This is a genomic window from Jatrophihabitans sp. YIM 134969, from assembly GCF_054456675.1.
Genome location: NZ_JBTJEQ010000066.1, coordinates 1 through 21,117 on the forward strand (window position 1 = coordinate 1; position 21,117 = coordinate 21,117).

Genomic DNA, 21,117 nt, shown 5'->3' on the forward strand with positions numbered 1-21,117 from the left:
GCCGGCCCACCGACCCACCGCCCACGCACCCCCGGGTCCGACGCCTCCGCCCGCGACGCGGGGGCCCAGAACGGTGCGCGCCCCCGCCGGCGGCCGCTGACCCGCGTCGACGAGACCTCGGCCGGTGGCCTGGTGGTCGACCTCGACGGCGACGTCCCCCGCGGCGCGCTCATCGGCCGCACCGACCGCCGCGGCCGGCTGCTGTGGTCGCTGCCCAAGGGTCACGTCGAGCCGGGTGAGACCCGCGAGCAGGCCGCGGTCCGCGAGGTCGAGGAGGAGACCGGGATCAGCGGCGTCATCGTCGCCGAACTCGGCACCATCGACTTCTGGTTCGTGGCCGACGGCCGCCGGGTGCACAAGACCGTGCACCACTTCCTGCTGCGCGCCACCGGCGGCGAGCTGTCCGACGAGGACGTCGAGGTCACCGAGGTGGCCTGGGTGCCGCTGCCCGCGATCAGCGCCAAGCTGGCCTACCCCGACGAGCGCACCCTGGTCGACACCGCCGGACGGCTGCTCGCCGACACCGCGTGAGAGGGCCCCGACGCGCCGCGGCGGTGGCCGTGGCGGTGCTGCTCGGCGTGTTCCTCCCCCAGGCGTCCTCCGCCTCCGCCGCTCCGCCCACCGGTTCGGCGACCGTGCAGCTGGCCGGGACGGTGAACCCACCGGCACCGGACGCGAACCAGCCGCAGGACGTCACCATCCCGCTCCGTATCACGAACACGAGTGAAAAACCCCTGTACGACGTGGGGATCTCGTCGTTGCGCAGTGCACCGATCACCACGGGCGCCGGGCTCACCTCGGCGTTCGCCGGCGACGCGATCGAGGAGAGCGACTCCACCACCCCCGGACCCCGCCAGGCCGGACCGACCACCCTCGGTGCCGGCGCGACCGTCCGGGTCGACTACCGCTTCGACACCTCCTCCGAGGCCACCGGCATCTGCCTGTGCTTCCAGAGCGTCTACGCCCTCGACCTGCTGGTCACGGCCGCGGACGCCCCGGACGGCGACCGCGGCACCGTCGCCCGGACCCAGACCTACCTACCGTCCCTGCTCGGCGTCTCCTCCCCGGTCGACGTCGGCTGGCTGTGGCCGCTGCTCGACCGGCCGCACCGCCTGACGGCCGGTTCGGTCTTCACCGACGACGACCTCGCAGCCTCGGTCTCGGACGGCGGCCGTCTCGACCGGGCGCTGCAGACCGTCGAGCGGGTCGATGCCGCCGAGACCCGCACGCCGGGCGTGGCCCGGAGCATGCTGCTGCTGCTCGACCCCGAGATCCTCGACGAGCTCATCACCATGACCCGCGGTTACACGGTCCAGGCCGCCGACACGTCGGCCCCCACACCCGGTACCGGTGGCACCGCCGCGTCGGAGTGGCTGGCGCGCCTCGCCGCCGTCGTCGCCGACCACGACGTGCGGTTCACCGCACCGTCCGACCCCGACCTGGTCGCCTACGCCGCCCGCGGCGTGGCGGCGAGCGGTGTCGCCGACGACGCCACGACCGCGCGGATCGCCGCCGCCCTGCGCCTGCCGGCCGGCCGGGTGCTGCCCCACGACCTCGCCTGGCCGGTCGAGGCCGACCTGAACGCCGGAGCGGTCACGGCGCTGCGCACCGCCGGCGCGACCCGGGTGGTGACCACCGCCGACACCGAGGACGACGGGGCCCTCGTGGCGCTCACCGCGAACCGGGGTGCGACACGGACCACGCCTGGGTTGCTCGCCGACCCGGCGCTCACCGACGAGGCGGACGCGGCGACCGGACTGGGGGCGGACGATCCCGCGGACGCCCTCCAGCGGCTGGTCGTCCGGGCCGCCATGACCAGCGTGCAGCACCCCAGCGACACCCGCCTCGTGCTCGTCGTCCCGGCCCGCGGCCTCGACGTGGACCCGGCCGCCGCCGCCCGCGCGGTGCTCGCCACGACCTCGCTGGGGACACCCACCTCGCCGCTCACCGCCCTCGCCGCCGGCGGGGTCGGGCGCCCCGAACTGCTCGCGGCCCAGAGCAGCGCGCCGCCGGGCCAGCTCGCCGCCGCCGTCGACGCGGCCGCGGTCGCGACCACGAGCGCGGCCACCGTGCGCACGGCGGTGGTGTCGGGCGCCGACACGGTCGTCGGTGACCTCCCGGAGCGGATCCAGCGGGCGGGGTCCAACAGCTGGGCCGCCGCACCCGCGGCCGCCGCCGCCCGGTCCACCGCCGACCTCACCGCCCGGGCCGACGCCCTGAGCTCCGCCGTCCAGGTCGTGGTCCGCCCCACCGGCGGCTACAGCCTCGCCAGCGCCGACGCCCCGCTGCTGCTCACGGTGGCGAACAACCTCGCGGTGGCGGTGCGGGTGCGGGTCGACGTCACCCCGCTCGGACGCACCACCGGCTTCCAGGCGGGCAACCAGCAGTTCGTCGAACTCGGGCCCCGCACGCGGCAGACGGTCCAGGTCCCGACGCGGGTCACCCGTTCCGGCCGGTTCGAGGCCGCGGTCTCGCTCCGGACCCGCGACGGCACGATGATCGGCTCGCCCGCCACGATCACGGTGAACAGCACCGCCGTCGGCGCGGTCGGCCAGATCGTCACCTACAGCGCGGGCGCCCTGCTGTTCCTCGCCCTGCTCGTGCGTGGCGTACGCCGGCTGTTCACCCGGTCGAGGGCAGGATCGGACGGGACCGGACCGGACCCCCTCCGACCGGAGGAAGGGCGGAGCCCCGTGTCCGCGAGGGAATCGTGACCGACGACTGGAGCTCGCCGACGTTGCACGGTGCAACGACGCCCGTGGACGACCACGCCGGCGGGGTCGACACCGTCGCGCCGGACGAACCCAGCCCGCCCGCCGAGCCGGAGACCGCCCTCGACGCCGGGTACGCCGCGCTCGCCACGGGCATCGGCCCGACCGTCGGCGCCGATCCCGTCGCCGCGGGCACCGGCACCGGCATGGGCGACCACGGCGGCTGGTCCGCCGCCGTGCTCTACGAGGCGGGTGGCTCCGACACCTGGAGTCACGTCACCTACGCGGGCAGCCGCCGGCACCGACCGCACGACGACGCCACCACACCACCCGCCACCGAGCCGGCGACGCCCGAGCCCGCCGCACCGGATGCCGACGCCGACGGGCCGGCCGACACCGTCGCCCCCGCCGCAGGTGCAGCGCCCGCCGCGGAGAGCAACCGCGGCATCCTGTCCTCGAGCCGGACCATGGCCATCGCCTCGCTCACCAGCCGGGTCACCGGACTGTTGCGCACGGTGGCGATCGCCGCGGTGCTCGGCAGCATCGCCGGCAACATCAGCGACCCGTACAACTCGGCGAACGCCCTGCCGAACATGGTCTACGAGTTGCTGGTCGGCGGCGTGCTCTCCAGCGTCCTCATCCCGCTCATCGTCTTCGCCCAGGAACACGACCGCGACCGCGGCGAGGCGTACACCCAGCGACTGCTGTCCATCGCGACGGCCGCACTCGGCGTGGCCACCATGCTCGCGGTGCTCGCCGCGCCGCTCATCACCGCCGTGGTGGTCGGCGAGCAGGCCAAACGGCCGCTCACGACGATCTTCGCGACCCTGCTGCTGCCGGAGATCTTCTTCTACGGCATCAGTGCGTTGTTCGTGGCCGTCCTGAACTCCCGCGGCGTGTTCGGCCCCGGCGCGTGGGCGCCGGTCTGGAACAACGTGGTCGTCCTCGCGACCGTCGCGGTGTTCCTCGTGATGCCGGGCGACACCCCCACCATCGCCGGCATCACGACCGCCCAGATCCTCGTGCTCGGCATCGGCACCACGCTCGGCATCGTCGTGCAGGCCCTCGCGGTCGTCCCGGCCCTGCGGCGCAGCGGGTTCCGCTGGAGGTGGCGCTTCCGGGCCACGTCGGCCGAGGAGAACGGCCGCCTGCGCGAGGTCCGCACGCTGGGGTTGTGGGTGTTGGGCTACGTCGCCGCGAGCCAGGTCGGCGTCGTGGTGATCCAACGGGTCGGCACCAGCCAGGGCGACACCGGCTACTCGACGTTCGTCTACGCCGACCTGCTGTTCCAGGTGCCGTACGGCATCGTCGGCGTCTCGCTGCTCACCGCGCTCATGCCCCGGATGAGCCGGGCCGCGGCCAACGGCGACCTGCGGGCGGTCGTCGACGACCTCGGGCTCGGCGCGCGGTTGTCGGCCGTGGCGCTGGTCCCGATCACCTTCGGGCTCATCGTGCTCGGGCCGTCGCTCACCACCGCGATCCTCGTCGGCAAGTTCGAGCCGTCCGCCGCGTCCCTGGTCGGCGTCGTGCTCGCGATGTCGGCGTTCGGGTTGTTGCCGTTCGCGATCGTCATGCTGCAGCTGCGCGTCTTCTACGCCATGCGGGACGCCCGCACCCCCACGCTCATCAACGTCGGCATGGTGGCCTCGAAGGTCGTCGTCGTCCTGCTCGCGGTGACGCTGTTCGACTCCGACCGGCACGTCATCGAGGCCCTCGGGGTCGGGACGTCGCTGTCCTACGTCGTCGGCATGGTCATCGGGCACGTCCTGCTGCAGCGGCGGCTCGGGACGCTCGGGTTCCGTGCCGTCGGCGTCACCGTCCTGCGGATCGCACTGGCCTCGGCCGTCGGGGCGGCCGTCGCGCTGCTCGCGGTGCTCGGCGCGAACGCGCTGTTCGACGGCCCGCGCGTGACGGCCGTGACCGGCCTGCTCGCCGGTGCCGTGCTCGGCGGGGCCGTCATGGTGGCCGTCGCGTGGGTCACGCGGATCCCGGAGATCCGGGACCTCGCGGCGGTGGTCCGGCCGGGCTCCACACGGAACACCGGGACCCCCGCGGCGGTTGAGCAGGCAGACTCGGAAGCACAGGTACTGCCCCGACCGGAGGACTGACTCACATGACCGACACCCGCCACCGCGACGTCATCGTCGTGGGCTCCGGGCCCGCCGGGTACACCGCCGCGCTCTACCTCGCCCGTGCGGACCTCGCGCCGCTGGTGTTCGAGGGCAGCCAGTACGGCGGCGCGCTCATGAACACCACCGAGGTCGAGAACTTCCCCGGCTTCCCGGGCGGGATCATGGGCCCCGAACTCATGTCGCAGATCCGCGAGCAGGCGGACAAGTTCGGCGCGGAGCTGGTCTCCGACGACGTCGTCGCGCTCGACCTCACCGGCTCGGTCAAGATCGTGCGCACCCACGACGCCGAGTACACCGCCGACGCCGTCGTGCTCGCGATGGGCTCGGCCTACCGCAAGCTCGGGGTCGACGGTGAGGACCAGCTGTCCGGCCACGGCGTGTCGTGGTGTGCGACGTGTGACGGCTTCTTCTTCCGCGACCAGGACATCGCCGTGGTCGGCGGCGGCGACTCCGCTGTCGAGGAGGCGACGTTCCTGTCCCGGTTCGCGAAGACCGTGACGATCGTCCACCGCCGCGACACCCTGCGGGCCAGCCGGATCATGGCCGAGCGGGCCGAGAACGACCCCAAGATCCGCTTCGCCTGGAACCAGCAGGTCGACACGATCCACGGCGAGGGCACGCTCAGCGGCGTCACCCTGCGCTCGACCGTCGACGGCACCACGACCCCGCTGCCCGTCACCGGCCTGTTCGTCGCGGTCGGCCACGACCCGCGCAGCGACCTGGTCAAGGGCCAGGTGCACCTCGACGAGAACGGCTACGTCCTCACCGAGGCGCACACCACCCGCACCAACGTGCCGGGCGTGTTCGCCGCGGGCGACCTCGTCGACCACACCTACATGCAAGCCATCACGGCTGCGGGCTCGGGCTGCCAGGCGGCGCTCGACGCCGAGCGCTTCCTCGCCGCGCGCGCGGACCTGCTCGACGCCGCGACCGACGCCGCGGTCGTCTGACCCCGCCACCCACCCGCCGTCTCGCCGGAATGGGGGGACGCCTCCGGGCGTTCCACCACCAGCGAGCCCCGTACCACCGCCAGCCAGCATCCACCCAGGAACAGGAGCGACCACCATGGGCGCCAACACCAAGACCGTGACCGACGCGAGCTTCGCGGACGACGTCCTCACCGCCGACCAGCCGGTGCTCGTCGACTTCTGGGCCGAGTGGTGCGGGCCGTGCAAGATGGTCGCCCCGGTCCTCGAGGAGATCGCCGGTGAGTACGGCGACAAGATCACCGTCGCCAAGGTGAACATCGACGAGAACCCGCAGATCGCCCGCCAGTACGGCATCATGTCGATCCCGACGATGTCGGTCTTCAAGGGCGGCGAGGTCGTCAAGTCGATCGTCGGCGCGAAGCCGAAGGCCGCGCTGCTGCGCGACCTGTCCGACTACATCGGCTGAACCACCGACTCCAGCCCCGTCACCCCCGTTCCTCCGGTTGCGGAGGGGGGTGGCGGGGCTTTCGTCTGCCCGCCGGGTGACGGCTGGCACAATCGACGGCTGTCCCCGCGCCAGCCGGCGCCGTGCCCGACAACGTGAGGAGTGCCCGACCGCCGTGCCCGTGCTGCGCCCTGGTCAGACCGGACCCGACGTCGCGGCCCTGCGCCGTGCGCTCGCCGAGCTGGGTCTGCTGCGCAACTCCGGCAGCGACACCGAGGTGTTCGACGCCGCCGTCGAGAACGCCGTCCGCGCCTTCCAGCAACGCCGTGGGCTGTCGGTCGACGGCCTGGTGGGCCGCGACACGGAGGCGGCCCTGCAGGCCGCCCGCTGGCAGCTCGGCGACCGCGTGCTCGCCCACAACGCCACCGCGGTGCTGGTCGGCGACGACGTCATGGCGCTGCAGGACCAGCTCATCGAGCTCGGCTACCGCGCCGGGCGCCCCGACGGCGTGTTCGGCACCTCCACCGCGGAGGCCCTCCGGTCGTTCCAGCACGACTCGGGTCTGCGCCCGGACGCCGTGTGCGGACCGGTGACGCTGCGGGCGCTCAAGCAGCTCGGACGCCGGGTGGTGGGCGGACGGCCGCAGCTGCTGCGCGACATGATGGCCGTCGCCCAGTCCGGGCCGAGCCTGCTGGGCAAGCGGATCGTCATCGACCCCGGCCACGGCGGCGGCGACGCCGGCGAACGGGAGGGGTGGATCAGCGAGTCCGACCTCACCTGGGACCTCGCCACCCGCCTCGAGGGCCGGCTCACCGCCATCGGCGTGACCTCGTGGCTGACCCGCGGACCGGGTTCCGGGCCGACCGAGGCCGAGCGGGCCGCGTTCGCCAACGACGTCGCGGCCGACGTCGTCATCTCCCTGCACGTCGACCGCAGCGACTCCCCCGCCCCGAACGGGATCGCCACGTTCCACTACGGCGTCCGCGAGACCTCCAGCTCGATCGGTGAGCGCCTGGCCGAGCTGGTCCAGCGCGAGGTCGTGGCCCGGACCGGGCTGCTCGACGGCCGCACCCACGCCAAGTCGTGGGAGCTGCTGCGCCTGACCCGCATGCCCGCCGTGCGGGTCGAGGTCGGCTACCTGTCCAACGAGGCCGACCGTGAGCGCCTGCTCCAGCCCGGGTTCCGGGACCACGTCGCCGAGGGCATCCTCGTCGCGGTCCAGCGGCTGTACCTCCCCCGTGACGCCGATCCCGAGACCGGCGTCATGCGGATGCCCGCCGCGTCCTGACCGCGTTCCCCCACCCCGTCTAACGTCCACACCCCGTCGTCCACAGGCCTGTCCACATCCTGTTGACGGGTGTGGATCCGGTGGCGGCGGAAGGTGTCCACCGGACGGTTCGGCGACTGAACGATGTGCCCGGCGAGCGGGGCCTGGAAGCGTTTGTCCACAGGCGTCGTCCACAGCTGTTGACACACCCCTGGGGAGGGTTGACGCCATCCCCGCGCGGGTGCCTCAGGCGGCGCGGTACGCCGCGCAGAACTCCCCGAGCCGGCCGATGGCCTCGGTCAGGACGGCCGGCTCCGGCAGCGTGACGATCCGCAGGTGGTCGTGGTGCGGCCAGTTGAACCCCGTGCCCTGGATGACCAGCACGTGGTGCTCGCGCAGGAAGTCCATGACGAACGCCTCGTCGTTCTCGATCCGGTAGACCTCGGGGTCGAAGCGCGGGAAGACGTACATCGCGCCGAGCGGCTGGGTGACCGAGACCCCGGGGATCTCCCGCAGCGCCGTGACCGCGGCGTCGCGCTGCTCGCGCAACCGCCCGCCCGGCAGCACCAGGTCGCGGATGCTCTGCCGGCCGCCGAGCGCGGTCTGCACCGCGTACTGCCCGGGCACGTTCGCGCACAGCCGCAGGTTGGCGAGGATCTCGATGCCCTCGAGGTAGTTCGCCGCGTGCCGCTTGGGGCCGGTGACCATGAGCCAGGCCGAGCGGAAGCCCGCGAGCCGGTAGGCCTTCGACAGGCCGTTGAGGGTGAGGGTGAGGACGTCGGGCGCCAGCGCCGCGAACGGGGTGTGGGTGGCGTCGTCGTAGAGGATCTTGTCGTAGATCTCGTCGGCCAGCACGACCAGGCCGTGCTGCCGCGCGAGTTCGGCGATGCGCTCGAGCACCGGGGTCGGGTAGACCGCGCCGGTGGGGTTGTTCGGGTTGATGACCACGATCGCCTTGGTGCGCTCGGTGATCTTGGCCTCGAGGTCGTCGAGGTCGGGGATCCAGCCCTGTGACTCGTCGCAGAGGTAGTGCACCGGCTCGCCGCCCGCGAGGCTGGTCGACGCCGTCCACAGCGGGTAGTCCGGCGCCGGGATGAGCACCTCGTCGCCGGCGTCGAGCATCCCCTGCAGGACCATCGAGATGAGCTCGCTGACGCCGTTGCCGAGCCAGATGTCGTCGACGTCGGCGTCGATGCCGAAGGTCTGGTAGTGCTGCACGATCGCGGTGCGCGCGGCCATGATGCCGTGGCTGTCGCTGTAGCCCTGGGCCGGGCCGAGGTGGCGCACGACGTCGACGATGATCTCCTCCGGCGCCTCGAAGCCGAAGTGGGCCGGGTTCCCGATGTTGAGTTTGAGGATCCGGCGGCCCTCGTCCTCCAGGCGACGAGCCTCGGCGAGCAGCGGCCCCCGGATGTCGTAGGTGACCGTGGCGAGCTTGCGAGACTGGAGGAGTTCCACCCCACGAGGTTGGCACACCGGCCAAGGCAGAATCGAGCGAGCCCCGGGAGGCGACACGTGGAGTTCGGCGAGGTGGTCCGGCGCCGTCGGATGGTCCGGCGGTACGACCCGGATCGCGGTGTTCCACGTGAAACCGTGGACGCCCTGCTGGCGCTGGCGGTGCAAGCCCCCTCGGCCGGGTTCAGCCAGGGCTGGGGGTTCCTCGTCCTGGACACACCGACCGACGTGGACCGGTACTGGGCGTTGACGGCACCCGACGGCGGCGACAGCTGGGTCGCCGGCATGCGCACCGCGCCGGTGCTGCTGCTCGCGCTCTCCGACCCGGACGCCTACGCCCGCCGGTACGCCCGGGCCGACAAGGCCCGCAGCAGCATCGCCGTGACCTCCCCCGTGCCCTCGGCCGCAACGCCGGCGACGAGCCCGCCGCCGGACTGGCCGGTGCCGTGGTGGGACGTCGACACCGGCATGGCCGCGCTGCTCGTGCTGCTCGGGGCGACCGACCACGGCCTCGGTGCCTGCCTGGCCGGCGTCCCCGCCGACCGGTGGGACGCCGTGCGCGAGGCCTTCGGCGTCCCCGCCCGCTACCGCCCGGTCGGCATCGTCACCGTCGGGCACCCCGCGCCCGGGGCGACGGGCGGCCGTGGCCGTGCCCGGCGCCCGGTCGACGAGGTGGTGCGGCGCGGTCGCTGGAGCGCCTGACACGGCGCCGGCCCCCGGTCCCGTCCGGGTGGCGCGGCCGGTCGGGCCCGGCGAGGTCAGTCCGTGGGGCCCGGTTCGCGGCGCGGGTCGAGGTGGGGCGCCATGAGCGAGACGATGCGTTCCAGGTCGTCGACGGTGGCGAACTCGACCGTGATGCGGCCCTTGCGGCGGCCGAGGTCGACCTTGACGCGGGTGTCGAAGACGTCGGACAGCTTGCCGGCGAGCTCCCCCAGCGCGGGGGCGGTGAAGGTGCGGCCGGGCTTGCGGGCCTTGGCCGGGCCGTCGTGCAGCGCGAGGGCGACGGCCTCCTCGGTGGCCCGCACCGACATCCCCTCGGCGACGACACGGGTGGCGAGCGCCTCCTGGGCGGCGGCGTCCGGCAGGCCGAGCAGCGCGCGGGCGTGACCGGCCGACAGCACCCCCGCGGCCACCCGGCGCTGCACCGCGACCGGCAGGTTCATCAGCCGGATGGTGTTGGTGACCTGCGAGCGGCTGCGACCGATGCGGTGGGCGAGGTCCTCGTGGGTGGCGCCGAACTCCTCGAGCAGCTGCTGGTAGGCGGCCGCCTCCTCGAGCGGGTTGAGCTGGGCGCGGTGGATGTTCTCGAGCAGGGCGTCGCGGAGCATGGCGTCGTCGGCCGTCTCGCGCACGACCGCCGGGATGCGCTCGAGACCGGCGGCGATCGAGGCCCGCAGCCGCCGCTCCCCCATGACCAGCTCGTACGGGGTGTCGCCCTCGGACGTCGGGCGGACCACCACCGGCTGCAGCACCCCGAACTCGCGGATCGAGTGGGTCAGCTCGGCGAGGGCGTCGTCGTCGAAGACCGACCGGGGCTGGGAGGCGTTGGCCCGGATGTCGGCCACCGCGACCTCGGCCATCCGCGCGCCCGGCACGGCCCGGAGCGAGCCGTCGTCCGGTGTCTCGTCGCTGGCGGTTTCACGTGGAACACCGGTCGGCGCCTCCGCCGCTGACGTCGCGTCCGGACCGGTCGTCGCGTCGTCCGCCTCCACGGCCATGTCCGGGTCGGGCGCGACGTCCGCCGGCAACGCGATCGAGGTCGCCGAGTCGACGGGGGGTGACACCACCGGCGCGGACGGGATCAGCGCACCCAGGCCACGGCCCAGACCGCCCTTGCCGGGCTTGCCCCCGTGCCCCCGCGTGCTCGCACTCACTGCTGTTCCCCGTTCTCGGAGGCGCCGTCGGTCGGCGCGGTGTCGGCGGCCGGTGCCCGCTCGGCCCGGAAGGCGATCTCACGGGCCGCCTGCAGGTACCCCATCGCTCCTCGCGATCCGGGGTCGTAGGTCATCACCGTCTGTCCGAAGCCGGGCGCTTCGGACACCCGGACGTTGCGCGGGATGACCGCCTCGACCACGACGTCGCCGAAGTGGGTGCGGACCTCGGACGCGACCTGGTCGGCGAGGCGGGTGCGGCTGTCGTACATGGTCAGCAGCACCGTGCTCACCGCGAGGTCCGGGTTGAGGTGTGCCTGCACCAACTCGACGGTGTTGAGCAGCTGCGCGAGGCCCTCGAGGGCGTAGTACTCGCACTGGATGGGGATCAACAGCTCACGCCCGGCGACCAGCGCGTTGAGGGTGAGCAAGCCCAACGACGGCGGGCAGTCGATGAGCACGTAGTCCAGGCGGTCCTCGCCGGTCTGGTGCTGGAGCAGGACGTCGAGGGCCCGGCGGACCCGGAACTCGCGGGCGACCGCCGCGGTGAGCTCGATGTCCGCGCCGGCGAGGTCGATGGTCGCCGGGACGCAGGTCAGGTTCGGACCGACCTGTTCCGACACCGACCGGACGTCGACCAGTGACTTGCCGCCGAGCAGGACGTCGTAGATCGACGGGCTCCCGACCACGTGCTCGATGCCGAGGGCCGTGCTGGCGTTGCCCTGCGGGTCGAGGTCGATGACCAGCACCCGCAGCCCGTGCTGGGCGAGGGACGCCGCGACGTTGACGGTGCTGGTCGTCTTGCCGACCCCGCCCTTCTGGTTGGCGACCGTGATGACCCGGGTCGCCGCCGGCCGGGGCCAGACCTCCTGCCGCACGTTGCGCACCTCGACCGCCTGCCGTGCCTCGCGGGCGATCGGGCTGTCGGCGAAGTCGTCCTCCACCGTTTCACGTGGAACATCGAGCTCCGTCTCCCGGGGAGCCGACTCAGGCTCGACCGCGGGTCCGGCGTTCTCGCTCACTTCGCACCACGCCTTCCTGTTTCACGTGAAACACGGGGCCGCCGTCGCAGCTCGACGACCGTGGTGATCTGTCCGCCGAAGTCGATCTCGGTGACGCCCGCGACCGTGCCGCCGGCGCGACGGACCTCACCCTGCCCGGCCGCGACCTCGTCGCGTGCCCGAGCCCCCTTCACCGCGAGCACTGTGCCAGCGTCGGTGACCAGCGGCAAACACCACCGGGCGAGCTGGGGGAGCTCGGCGACGGCACGGGACAGCACGATGTCGTGCCGGCCGACCTCCGCCCGGACCGCCCGCTCCTCGACCCGCCCGGTGACCACCCGGACCCGCTCGGTCAGCCCGAGTTCGGCCACGGCCTCGGCGAGGAACGCGGTCCGCCGACGGGTGGCGTCGACCAGCGTCACGGCCAGCTCCGGCCGCACCAACGCCACCACGAGACCGGGCAGGCCGGCGCCGGACCCGACGTCGACCGCCGACAGCCCCGGCGTCTGCGGGATCAGCTGCGCGACGGCGGCGGAGTTGACCAGGTGCCGGTCCCACAGCCGGGGCACCTCGCGCGGGCCGAGCAGACCCCGCTCGATGCCGGCACCGGCGAGGATCCGGGCGAACGCCTCGAGCCCCGGCAGGGCGTCGCCGAACAGCTCGGCCGCGTCCGCTGGCGGCTCGGGAACCTCGGGTCGCGGGGACTGCTCGACCCGGTCGGGCACCGCCGGTCCCTCGGACGTCTCGGACGCCTCGGACGGACCGGTGGGAACGCTCAGCTCGCGTCCGGCAGGACGACGACCCGGCGGGAGGGCTCTTCGCCCTCGGACTCCGAGTGCACCCCGTCGATGGCCGCGATGGCGTCGTGGACGACCTTGCGCTCGAACGGGTTCATCGGGGCGAGCCGGACGGACTCGCCGTCGGCCGTGACCTTCTCCGCCGTCGAGCTCGCGAGCTCCTGCAACTGCTGACGGCGACGCGCGCGGTGACCGCCGACGTCGAGCATGAGGCGGCTGCGGGTGCCGGTCTTCTGCGCCACCGCGAGGCGGGTGAGCTCCTGCAGCGCGTCGAGGGTCTCCCCACGCGGGCCGACCAGCGCTCCGAGGTCCTCGCCCTCGATCGACACCACGGCGCGGTCGTTCTCGACGTCGAGGTCGATGTCGCCGTCGAAGTCGACGATGTCGAGCAGCTGCTCGAGGTAGTCGGCCGCGATGTCGCCCTCCTGGACGAGCAGGGCGTCACGGTCGTCGCCCTCCTCGCCCTCCTCGCCCTCCTCGCCGTCCTCGGACTCGTCGTCCGCGTCCGCGTCCGCGTCGGACTCGGCGGCGGGGTCGGCGTCGGCCTCGACGACCGTGGCGTCGTCCGACACCACGGCGTCATCCGGGGCCGAGCTGTCCGCGGGCGCCGTGACGTCCGCGGCGTCGAGCGCGGTGTCGGGCTGGTCGGTGGGTGTGTCGATCATGTGGCACTCCTCGGTGGGTCGACGGCCTCGCAGCCGTCCGGTCCCGCCGGCTGACCTGGCGGGACGACGTGGGTGGTGGACAGGTTCGGGGAGGAGCGCGCCTCAGCGACGCTTCTTCGCCTGCCCGGGTTTGCGGCCGGGCGCCGGTTTCTGGCCGGGTCGGGGTGCGGCGGACGCCGAGGCCCCGTTGCTCCCGGGCGACGTGCGCGCCGTGCCGCCACCCCGGGTGGACGCCTGACCGGTGCGGCCTGCGGCCGACCGCTTGGCGCTCGCACCGGCGTCGGCGGCGGGCTCGGCGGCCGTCGGCTCGTCCTTGGTGAGGTTCGGCGCGCCCGCCGGCGGGGCGGTGCGGTTGCGGTTCGGCTTCTGGCCGGGCTTGGGCGCGAGCGCCTTGCCGGTCTGCCCGGCGCCCGCGGCGGCGGCCGCTGCGGCGGCCTCGGCGGGCGTGTTGGGGTGGAACTTGTTGATGTAGAACTGCTGCGCCATCGTCCAGAGGTTCGAGGTGAACCAGTAGATGAGGACGCCGAGCGGGAAGTTGAAGACGAAGCCGGAGGCGAGCACGCCCAGCGGGATCAGGTAGAGCATCGCCTTCTGGACCAGCGCCTGCGTGCCCTCGGGCGTGGTGGTCGCGCGGGCCATGACCTGGCGCTGGGTGATGAAGGTGGCGGCGGCCGACACCAGCAGCAGCACCGTGATGACGATGCGCGTGGTGCTGACGTCGCCACCGAGGCGCTCGATGATGTTGTTGGTGTTCTGGAACTGCGCCGAGATCGGGGCCGTGAAGAACGTGGCGCGACCGGCGTCGGTGGTCTGCTGGGCGCTGAAGCCGTAGAGCGTCAGCTGGCTCGTCGGGTAGTTCGGCAGCGACGAAGTCGCGAGGTGACGCAGCACGTGCAGGAGGCCGATGAACACCGGCAACTGCGCGACCAGCGGCAGACACCCGGCGAGCGGGTTGAAGCCCTCCTGCTGCTGCAGCGCCATCATCTCGCGCTGCTGGGCGGCCTTGTCGTTCTTGTACTTCTCCCGGATGGCCGACAGCCGGGGCTGCATCTCCTGCATCTTGCGCTGGTAGTGGACCTGCTTGATGAACAGCCGGAACAGCAGCAACCGGGCGGTGACGACCAGCAGCACGATCGACAGCACCCAGTTGACGCCGCCGGCCGGGTCCAACCCGATGAGGTTCATCAGGTCGTGCCACCGCAGCAGCACCCACGACACGGCGTAGTAGAGGAAGTCGAGCATCTCGCGGTCTCCTGTCAGCCGTGCGGCTGGGCGGCGTGGGGGACGGGGTCGTACCCGCCCGCGTGGAACGGGTGGCAGCGCGACACGCGCCGCAGGGCGAGCCAGCCGCCGCGGATCGCGCCGTGCTCACGGACGGCGTCGACGGCGTACTCGCTGCAGGTCGGCAGGTACCGGCACGACGGCAGCGACCGCGGGCTCCACGCCTGCCGGTACACGGTGACCAGGGCGACGAAGACCCGCGCGGCGGGACTCACCGCCCGCTCCGCTCGAGGCGACGCCGAGCGTCGTGCAGATCGTTGCTCAATGCAACAGAGGCGGCGGTCGCGGCGGGCGGCAACGCCCGCACCACGGTCCGGCTGCCGGCCGGGAACCCCTCGAGCATCGGCATCATCTGGGCCCGCAGCCGCCGGGCGACCCGGTGGCGGACCACGGAGTTGCCGACGGCCTTGCCCACGACGAACCCGACCAGGGCCGGGGAGTCGTCGTCACCCGGGAGGTGGTGCACCACCACCGAACCAGCCCGCGCCCGACGACCCTTGCGGGTCGTGGCGGTGAAGTCCTCGCCGCGCCGCATGCGGTGCGCGGCGGGCAACACGAGGACCTCAGCTGCAGGCGTGACGGGCGGGTGCGACGCGGCCGACGGCGAGGCGTCGGTCAGGCCGACAGCTTCGCGCGGCCCTTGCCCCGGCGGGTCGCGATGATGGCGCGGCCGGCACGGGTCCGCATGCGCAGCCGGAAGCCGTGGGTCTTGGCCCGCCGACGGTTGTTGGGCTGGAAGGTCCGCTTGCTCACCGGTCTGACTCCACACTTCGCAACGAGGAACCGTCTCCTCCCGCCGACGGCGGGCGTGCTCCGCGGGCCCAGGGGACCGCGACGCACGACGAGAACGGGGTCCGCGTGGGCGCGGACCACCACCACGGTACGGACTCCCCGTGAGAGGGGTCAAACCACCTCCGCGGGCGGACTACCACCGCACCGCCGCCGCTGCGCCGCGACACGCCGGGAACGACCCCCTCGACCCCACGTTGAGGGGCGCCACCCCATTGTGCCGCGCCGAACGACGCTGTTAGGTTCCGTCCTCGCGCCAGGCCGACAGCCGACCCCCCGAACGGCGCCCCGACGGTGTCCACAGCCTGTGGACTCCGTTGTGGACGACGCCTCCCCGCACTCCCGTCGTCGAGGGCAGACTGTCGGCCCTGCCGTGTGACGGACGACCGTCAACAGGGAGTCCCCCGCCGGGGTCAGGAGGCCGACGCACGACAGTGGAGTCGGTGTCCGGACCACCGCTCGTCCGGGCCCGCACCACCGCAGCCGGTGCACCATCCGCCGTGGCCGGCGCCGCGGGACATCTGCAACAGGGGGAGAGCCTCGATGATCAGCACGACCCTGCGACGCCCGTGAACGACCCGGAGCTCGCCCCGACCACGCCCGCACCCGGCCAGCCGGACCTCGGCCGTCTCTGGGGCCGGATCATGGACCGCCTCGACGCCGAGGGCCTCGGCGGTGCCCGCGGCCAGCAGCGCGCCTGGTTGTCGCTGACCCTGCCGCTCGGCATCGTCGAGAACACCGCACTGCTCGCCGCACCCCACGAGATGGCCCGCGAGTACCTCGAGAACCACCTGCGGCAGGTGCTCGACGGCGCGCTCAGCGCCGAACTCGGCCGCGACATCCGCGTCGCCATCACCGTGAGCGAGCACCAGGGTCCGAGCACCACCACCGGCCCGATCGACCGTGGCGCGCTCGCCGTGGCCTCGTCGGCCCCGGTCGAGTCGACACCGGCCCCGCCGATGCCGGAGGCGGGTCTCGAGACGTCGAGACTCGAGGGACCCAGCGGTCCCCGCGACGCCACCGTGGTGTCGATCGGCCGCGGTGCGGCCAGTGCGAGCCGACTGAACCCGAAGTACACCTTCGACACGTTCGTCATCGGCAGCTCGAACCGGTTCTCCCACGCCGCGGCCGTCGCGGTCGCCGAGGCCCCGGCCAGGGCCTACAACCCGCTGTTCATCTACGGCGAGTCCGGGCTGGGCAAGACCCACCTGCTGCACGCGATCGGGGAGTACGGCCAGCGGCTGCTGCCGGCGCTGCGCACGCGGTACGTGAGCTCGGAGGAGTTCACCAACGACTTCATCAACAGCCTGCGCGACGACAAGATGCAGGCGTTCCAGGCCCGCTACCGCTCGGTCGACCTGCTGCTCATCGACGACATCCAGTTCCTGGAACGCGCCGAGCGCACGCAGGAGGAGTTCTTCCACACCTTCAACACGCTCCACAACGCCAACAAGCAGATCGTCATCTCCTCCGACCGCCCACCCCGGCAGCTGTCGACGCTGGAGGACCGCCTACGCACCCGCTTCGAGTGGGGCCTGATCACGGACGTCCAGGCGCCCGACCTCGAGACCCGCATCGCGATCCTGCGCAAGAAGGCCGCGACCGAGGGCATGGACCCGCCGCCGGACGTCCTGGAGTTCATCGCGACGCGGATCCAGAGCAACATCCGCGAACTCGAGGGCGCGTTGATCCGGGTCATCGCCTTCGCGTCGCTGTCCAAGCAACGCGTCGACATCGGCCTCACCGAGACGGTGCTGAAGGACCTCATCAGCGCCCACGACTCCCCGGCGATCACGGTCGCGACGATCATGGCCGTCTGCGCCGAGTACTACAGCGTCTCGATGGACGACCTCACCGGCGGTTCCCGCAGCCGGGTGCTGGTCGAGGCGCGGCAGATCGCGATGTACCTGTGCCGTGAGCTCACCGAGTTGTCGTTGCCGAAGATCGGCCAGACCTTCGGCGGCCGCGACCACACCACGGTGCTGCACGCCGAACGCAAGATCCGGCAGGTCATGAGCGAGCGGCTCACGGTCTACAACCAGATCAGCGAGCTCACGGCCCGCATCAAGTCCCGCGGACGGGACTGAGCTCCCACGTCGACCCACCCACCCTCGACCCTCGTGTCGGCCACGACCGCCCGACCCGTCACCCGCAGCGCCCCGCACCCCGGTGTGGGGCGCTGCGGCGTTCCCGGGACCCGCCCCGACACCGCGGTCGCGACCCGTCGACGTGCGTGCACAAGCTGTGGGGTGCCGTGTGGACAACGGGCGGCGTCATGTGGACGACGGGTGGACGTCACCTGCCGTCCACGTCCGAGCCTGCACCTGGTCACGGCCGTCCCCCACGCGTCCACACCCCCGACACGCGACCGACCAGGGAGTTCGTCCGTCCTCCCCAGGTTCCACAGCGGTGATGACGAACAACGGGAGTTGTCATCCCCTCGAGCAGATCCCACAGCAGGACGGGCAGTGGACGACCACGGCCGTCGACGGGGCCGTTCCTCGCCGCGCGCCCGACGTGGCAAGCTGACCCACCCGCGGTCGTGTGGTTCCGCGTGACATCCCGAACCGTGCTGGAGGCTCCATGAAGTTCCGCGTGGAACGCGACGCGCTCGCCGACGCCGTCTCCTGGGCCGCGCGCAGCCTCGCCGCCCGCCCGACCATGCCGGTGCTCGCGGGCCTGCGCCTCGTCGTCGCCGGTGACGTCCTCACCGTGTCGGGCTTCGACCTCGAGGCCTCGACCGAGGTCGACATCGACGTCGTCGCGGGCACCGACGGCCAGACCCTGGTCTCGGGTCGCCTCCTGGCCGACATCACCAAGGCCCTGCCGGCGCACCCGGTCGACGTCACCGTCGAGGGCGCGCGGGTCACCGTCGTCTGCGGGAACTCCCGCTTCACGCTGCCGACCCTGCCGGTCGAGGACTACCCGCGGCTCCCGGACATGCCCTCGACCGCGGGCGTCGTCGACAGCCACGCGTTCGCCCGGGCCGTCGCCCAGGTCGCGATCGCCGCCGGCCGCGACGACACCCTGCCGATGCTCACCGGCGTGCGGATGGAGATCGACGGCGAGAAGCTCACCCTCGCCGCCACCGACCGCTACCGCCTCGCCGTCCGCGAGCTGGTCTGGACCCCCGACGCCCCCGGAGCCGAGCCCGTCCAGGTCCTCGTCCCCGCCCGCACCCTGCACGACGCCGCCCGCAGCCTGGTGACCGCCGACGAGCTCACCGTGTCGTTGTCCGGCGCGGGCGGTTCGGGCAGCGGCGCCGGCATCATCGGCTTCTCCGCCGGCGGCCGCCGCGCCACCACCCGCCTGCTCGACGCCCAGTTCCCGGCCTACCGGTCGCTGCTGCCCTCGGAGTGGCTCGCCCACGCCGAGGTGTCGGTCCCGGCGCTGCAGGAGGCCGTCAAGCGCGTCGCGCTCGTCGCCGACCGCGGCACGCCCGTCCGGCTGGAGTTCGGCAGCGACACCGCGACGCTCACGCTGTCCGCCGGTGGCGAGGACGAGGGCCGCGCCGAGGAGCAGCTCGAGGTCGAGTTCGACGGCGACGGCTTCACCACCGCCTTCAACCCGACGTTCCTGCTCGACGGCCTGGGCGCGGTCGAGGCGACCACCGCCCGGCTGCTGTTCACGACGCCGACCAAGCCCGCCGTGATCCGGCCGGCCGCGGACGAGCAGACCGAGCACGCCGGCGCCGAGGACCCCGACTACACCTACCTGATCATGCCGGTGCGGCTGCCGGGCTGACCCGGCAGAACCCCGCCCCGGCGTCTCGTCCGTCGCCCCCGTGTACCTCCGTCACCTGTCGCTGCTGGACTTCCGCAGCTGGCCCTCGGCGGAGCTGGCGTTGCGGCCCGGCGCGACGGCGCTGGTCGGCTCGAACGGGCAGGGCAAGACCAACCTGCTGGAGGCCGTCGGCTACCTGTCGACGCTGTCCTCGCACCGGACCGGGGTCGACGCCCCGCTCGTGCGGGCGGGCGCGGAAGCCGCGACCGTGCGCGGGGCGGTCGTCTCCGACGGTCGCGAGCTGCGCCTGGAGGTCACCATCACCCCGGGGCGGGCCAACAAGGCCCGGATCAACACCACCGCGCTGCCGCGGGCGCGGGACCTGACCGGGGTGCTGCGCACGGTGGTGTTCGCGCCCGAGGACCTCGCCATCGTGCGCGGCGACCCGACCGAGCGCCGCCGGTTCCTCGACGACCTGCTCGTGACCCGCAGCCCCCGGTTCGCGGGCGTGCGGGCCGACTACGACCGCACGCTGAAGCAGCGGACCACCCTGCTGAAGTCGGCGCTGGGGGCGCGGCGCGGCGGTCGCACCCCGGACCTGTCGACCCTCGACGTCTGGAACGACCACCTGGCGTCCCACGGCGCCGAGCTCACCGCCAGCCGCACCGCCCTGGTCGCGGACCTCGCCGGCCCCGCCGCCGGGGCCTACGCCGCGCTCGCCCCGGGCGCCCGGCTCGGGCTCGCCTACCGGCCGGCGGCGCTGGAGCACGTCGAGACCACCGCACCGGACCCCGGGGACGCCGAGGCGTACCGCGCGCTGCTGCTCGCGGCGATGGCCGCGGCCCGCCCGGCCGAACTGGAACGCGGGGTGAGCCTGGTCGGGCCGCACCGCGACGACCTGGTGCTGACCCTCGCGTCGTCGGGGGCGGGCGAGCTGCCGGTACGCGGCTACGCGAGCCACGGGGAGTCGTGGTCGGTCGCGCTGGCCCTGCGGCTCGGGAGCCTGGAACTGCTCCGCGCCGACGGCGGGGAGCCGGTCCTGCTGCTCGACGACGTGTTCGCCGAACTCGACGTCGCCCGTCGCGACCACCTGGTGGGCGTGGCGCGGGACAGTGAACAGGTGCTCGTCACCGCAGCGGTCGACGCCGACGTCCCCGCCGGGATCGCCGGAGACCGCGTCGATGTCCGTGACGGCGTGCTCACCGCCCGACCGGAGCCGTCGTGAACGACCCCGAAGACTCCCAGGACGGGGTCGACGGGGTCGACGGGGTCGACGGGGACGCCGAGGTCGACGACGGAGCCGACCTCGAGGAGGCCGACGACGAGGACGTCGAGGAAGCCGACCTCGCGCACGACCTGCTCGCCCGCACACGCGGCGAACACCTGCCCCCGGGCGCCCGACGTCGCCGGCCGGTCGGCCGGGCACGGTTCCGGCCCGGGGACCAGCGGGAGGGCAAGCGCGAGGGGTGGAGCGGCGCCCGGCCCGACGCCCTGGACCCGGTGCGGGTCGGGTCGGTGCTGGAGGGGTTCGTCACCGCGCGCGGGTGGGACGCCACGATGGCCCAGGCCCGGGTGCTGTCCGACTGGGCCACGATCGTCGGCCCGGACGTCGCCGCCCACTGCTCGCCGACCTCGCTGGTCAACGGCGAACTCAAACTCGCCGCGGAGACGACGGCCTGGGCCACCCAGCTGCGGATGCTCGCGACCACGATGCTGACCCGCATCGAGGAGCAGGTCGGTCGCGGGGTGGTGCAGCGCGTCAGCGTCACCGGCCCGGTCGCCCCGAGCTGGCGCCACGGCCCCCGCTCGGTCCAGGGCCACCGCGGCCCCCGCGACACCTACGGCTGACCCGCCGACCCCGAGGACCTCGTCGTCCCGGTCGCTTTGGCCGCCCGGTTCCGGCGAGTGGTCACCTCACCCCGCGAGTGGTCGGAAATTTGGGGTCTACTGACTGATGTGTGGGTGCCGTCGGGGTAGTTGGGGTCGGTGGCCGCCGAGGTGGAGCATGGCCAGGGCGATCAGTGGTGTTGCGGTGTGGAACCCGAAGGCGG

Annotated in this window: 20 protein-coding genes; 11 read left to right on the forward strand and 9 right to left on the reverse strand. The window is 73.3% G+C overall.

The window, feature by feature from the left end:
- Positions 1-96: 96 nt before the first annotated feature.
- From ACXR2U_RS22090 to ACXR2U_RS22115, 6 genes are all read left to right on the forward strand, one after another.
- Positions 97-531 (forward strand): NUDIX hydrolase, encoded by a 435-nt coding sequence (locus ACXR2U_RS22090; protein WP_458827270.1) that lies wholly within the window; start codon positions 97-99, stop codon positions 529-531.
- The gene (locus tag ACXR2U_RS22095; protein ID WP_458827252.1) at positions 528-2,714 is read left to right on the forward strand and encodes a DUF6049 family protein; all 2,187 of its coding nucleotides are present in this window, start codon (positions 528-530) and stop codon (positions 2,712-2,714) included. Before ACXR2U_RS22090 ends, ACXR2U_RS22095 begins: the two co-directional genes overlap by 4 nt.
- Positions 2,711-4,819 carry a murein biosynthesis integral membrane protein MurJ gene (gene murJ / locus ACXR2U_RS22100; RefSeq protein ID WP_458827253.1) on the forward strand — a complete coding sequence of 703 codons (2,109 nt, stop codon included), beginning with the start codon at positions 2,711-2,713 and terminating at the stop codon, positions 4,817-4,819. Before ACXR2U_RS22095 ends, murJ begins: the two co-directional genes overlap by 4 nt.
- 5 nt (positions 4,820-4,824) lie before the next feature.
- Positions 4,825-5,793 carry a thioredoxin-disulfide reductase gene (trxB, locus tag ACXR2U_RS22105; protein WP_458827254.1) on the forward strand — a complete coding sequence of 323 codons (969 nt, stop codon included), beginning with the start codon at positions 4,825-4,827 and terminating at the stop codon, positions 5,791-5,793.
- Between the two features lie 115 nt (positions 5,794-5,908).
- The gene (gene trxA, locus ACXR2U_RS22110) at positions 5,909-6,238 is read left to right on the forward strand and encodes a thioredoxin (RefSeq protein WP_458827255.1); all 330 of its coding nucleotides are present in this window, start codon (positions 5,909-5,911) and stop codon (positions 6,236-6,238) included.
- Positions 6,239-6,392: 154 nt separating this feature from the next.
- Positions 6,393-7,505: an N-acetylmuramoyl-L-alanine amidase gene (locus tag ACXR2U_RS22115; RefSeq protein WP_458827256.1), complete on the forward strand. Its 1,113-nt coding sequence runs from the start codon at positions 6,393-6,395 to the stop codon at positions 7,503-7,505.
- A gap of 225 nt (positions 7,506-7,730) precedes the next feature.
- Here ACXR2U_RS22115 and ACXR2U_RS22120 read toward each other — a convergent pair whose 3' ends face one another.
- Positions 7,731-8,942, reverse strand: coding sequence for a pyridoxal phosphate-dependent aminotransferase (locus ACXR2U_RS22120; RefSeq protein ID WP_458827257.1), 1,212 nt, complete (start codon positions 8,940-8,942; stop codon positions 7,731-7,733).
- A gap of 57 nt (positions 8,943-8,999) precedes the next feature.
- Here ACXR2U_RS22120 and ACXR2U_RS22125 point away from each other — a divergent pair, with 57 nt between their 5' ends.
- Complete coding sequence (locus ACXR2U_RS22125; RefSeq protein ID WP_458827258.1) at positions 9,000-9,641, forward strand: nitroreductase family protein; 642 nt, start codon at positions 9,000-9,002, stop codon at positions 9,639-9,641.
- A gap of 56 nt (positions 9,642-9,697) precedes the next feature.
- Here ACXR2U_RS22125 and ACXR2U_RS22130 read toward each other — a convergent pair whose 3' ends face one another.
- The 8 genes from ACXR2U_RS22130 to rpmH form a co-directional block, all read right to left on the reverse strand.
- The gene (locus ACXR2U_RS22130) at positions 9,698-10,813 is read right to left on the reverse strand and encodes a ParB/RepB/Spo0J family partition protein (protein ID WP_458827259.1); all 1,116 of its coding nucleotides are present in this window, start codon (positions 10,811-10,813) and stop codon (positions 9,698-9,700) included.
- Positions 10,810-11,832, reverse strand: coding sequence for a ParA family protein (locus ACXR2U_RS22135; protein WP_458827260.1), 1,023 nt, complete (start codon positions 11,830-11,832; stop codon positions 10,810-10,812). The genes ACXR2U_RS22130 and ACXR2U_RS22135 overlap by 4 nt, the downstream gene beginning before the upstream one ends.
- Positions 11,829-12,536, reverse strand: a complete 708-nt coding sequence (gene rsmG, locus ACXR2U_RS22140; protein ID WP_458827261.1) for a 16S rRNA (guanine(527)-N(7))-methyltransferase RsmG — start codon at positions 12,534-12,536, stop codon at positions 11,829-11,831. Before rsmG ends, ACXR2U_RS22135 begins: the two co-directional genes overlap by 4 nt.
- Before the next feature lie 50 nt (positions 12,537-12,586).
- Entirely contained in the window at positions 12,587-13,273 is a 687-nt protein-coding gene (locus tag ACXR2U_RS22145; protein ID WP_458827262.1) for a Jag family protein, read from the reverse strand.
- Between the two features lie 102 nt (positions 13,274-13,375).
- Positions 13,376-14,515, reverse strand: a complete 1,140-nt coding sequence (gene yidC, locus ACXR2U_RS22150) for a membrane protein insertase YidC (RefSeq protein WP_458827263.1) — start codon at positions 14,513-14,515, stop codon at positions 13,376-13,378.
- A gap of 14 nt (positions 14,516-14,529) precedes the next feature.
- Positions 14,530-14,769: a membrane protein insertion efficiency factor YidD gene (gene yidD, locus ACXR2U_RS22155; protein ID WP_458827264.1), complete on the reverse strand. Its 240-nt coding sequence runs from the start codon at positions 14,767-14,769 to the stop codon at positions 14,530-14,532.
- A complete protein-coding gene (gene rnpA / locus ACXR2U_RS22160; RefSeq protein WP_458827265.1) occupies positions 14,766-15,110 on the reverse strand; it encodes a ribonuclease P protein component in 345 nt (114 codons plus the stop codon). Before rnpA ends, yidD begins: the two co-directional genes overlap by 4 nt.
- Positions 15,111-15,169: 59 nt before the next feature.
- Positions 15,170-15,307, reverse strand: coding sequence for a 50S ribosomal protein L34 (gene rpmH / locus ACXR2U_RS22165; protein WP_458827266.1), 138 nt, complete (start codon positions 15,305-15,307; stop codon positions 15,170-15,172).
- Positions 15,308-15,987: 680 nt separating this feature from the next.
- Between rpmH and dnaA the strand changes: the two genes are divergently transcribed.
- The 4 genes from dnaA (at position 15,988) to ACXR2U_RS22185 (ending at position 20,914) form a co-directional block, all read left to right on the forward strand.
- Positions 15,988-17,430: a chromosomal replication initiator protein DnaA gene (gene dnaA, locus ACXR2U_RS22170; protein ID WP_458827271.1), complete on the forward strand. Its 1,443-nt coding sequence runs from the start codon at positions 15,988-15,990 to the stop codon at positions 17,428-17,430.
- 496 nt (positions 17,431-17,926) lie between these two features.
- Positions 17,927-19,087, forward strand: coding sequence for a DNA polymerase III subunit beta (gene dnaN / locus ACXR2U_RS22175; RefSeq protein ID WP_458827267.1), 1,161 nt, complete (start codon positions 17,927-17,929; stop codon positions 19,085-19,087).
- Positions 19,088-19,127: 40 nt separating this feature from the next.
- Entirely contained in the window at positions 19,128-20,291 is a 1,164-nt protein-coding gene (gene recF, locus ACXR2U_RS22180; protein WP_458827268.1) for a DNA replication/repair protein RecF, read from the forward strand.
- On the forward strand, positions 20,288-20,914 hold the full coding sequence (locus ACXR2U_RS22185; protein ID WP_458827269.1) for a DUF721 domain-containing protein: 627 nt from the start codon (positions 20,288-20,290) through the stop codon (positions 20,912-20,914). Before recF ends, ACXR2U_RS22185 begins: the two co-directional genes overlap by 4 nt.
- The last annotated feature ends 203 nt before the right edge of the window (positions 20,915-21,117 follow it).

What these genes read in the sequence shown, in the direction of transcription:
- ACXR2U_RS22145 (WP_458827262.1), bottom strand. Translation starts at nt 13,273, where the DNA reads ATGATCGACACACCCACCGACCAGCCCGACACCGCGCTCGACGCCGCG.
- dnaN (WP_458827267.1), top strand. Translation starts at nt 17,927, where the DNA reads ATGAAGTTCCGCGTGGAACGCGACGCGCTCGCCGACGCCGTCTCCTGG.
- yidC (WP_458827263.1), bottom strand. Translation starts at nt 14,515, where the DNA reads ATGCTCGACTTCCTCTACTACGCCGTGTCGTGGGTGCTGCTGCGGTGG.
- dnaA (WP_458827271.1), top strand. Translation starts at nt 15,988, where the DNA reads ATGGACCGCCTCGACGCCGAGGGCCTCGGCGGTGCCCGCGGCCAGCAG.
- trxA (WP_458827255.1), top strand. Translation starts at nt 5,909, where the DNA reads ATGGGCGCCAACACCAAGACCGTGACCGACGCGAGCTTCGCGGACGAC.
- trxB (WP_458827254.1), top strand. Translation starts at nt 4,825, where the DNA reads ATGACCGACACCCGCCACCGCGACGTCATCGTCGTGGGCTCCGGGCCC.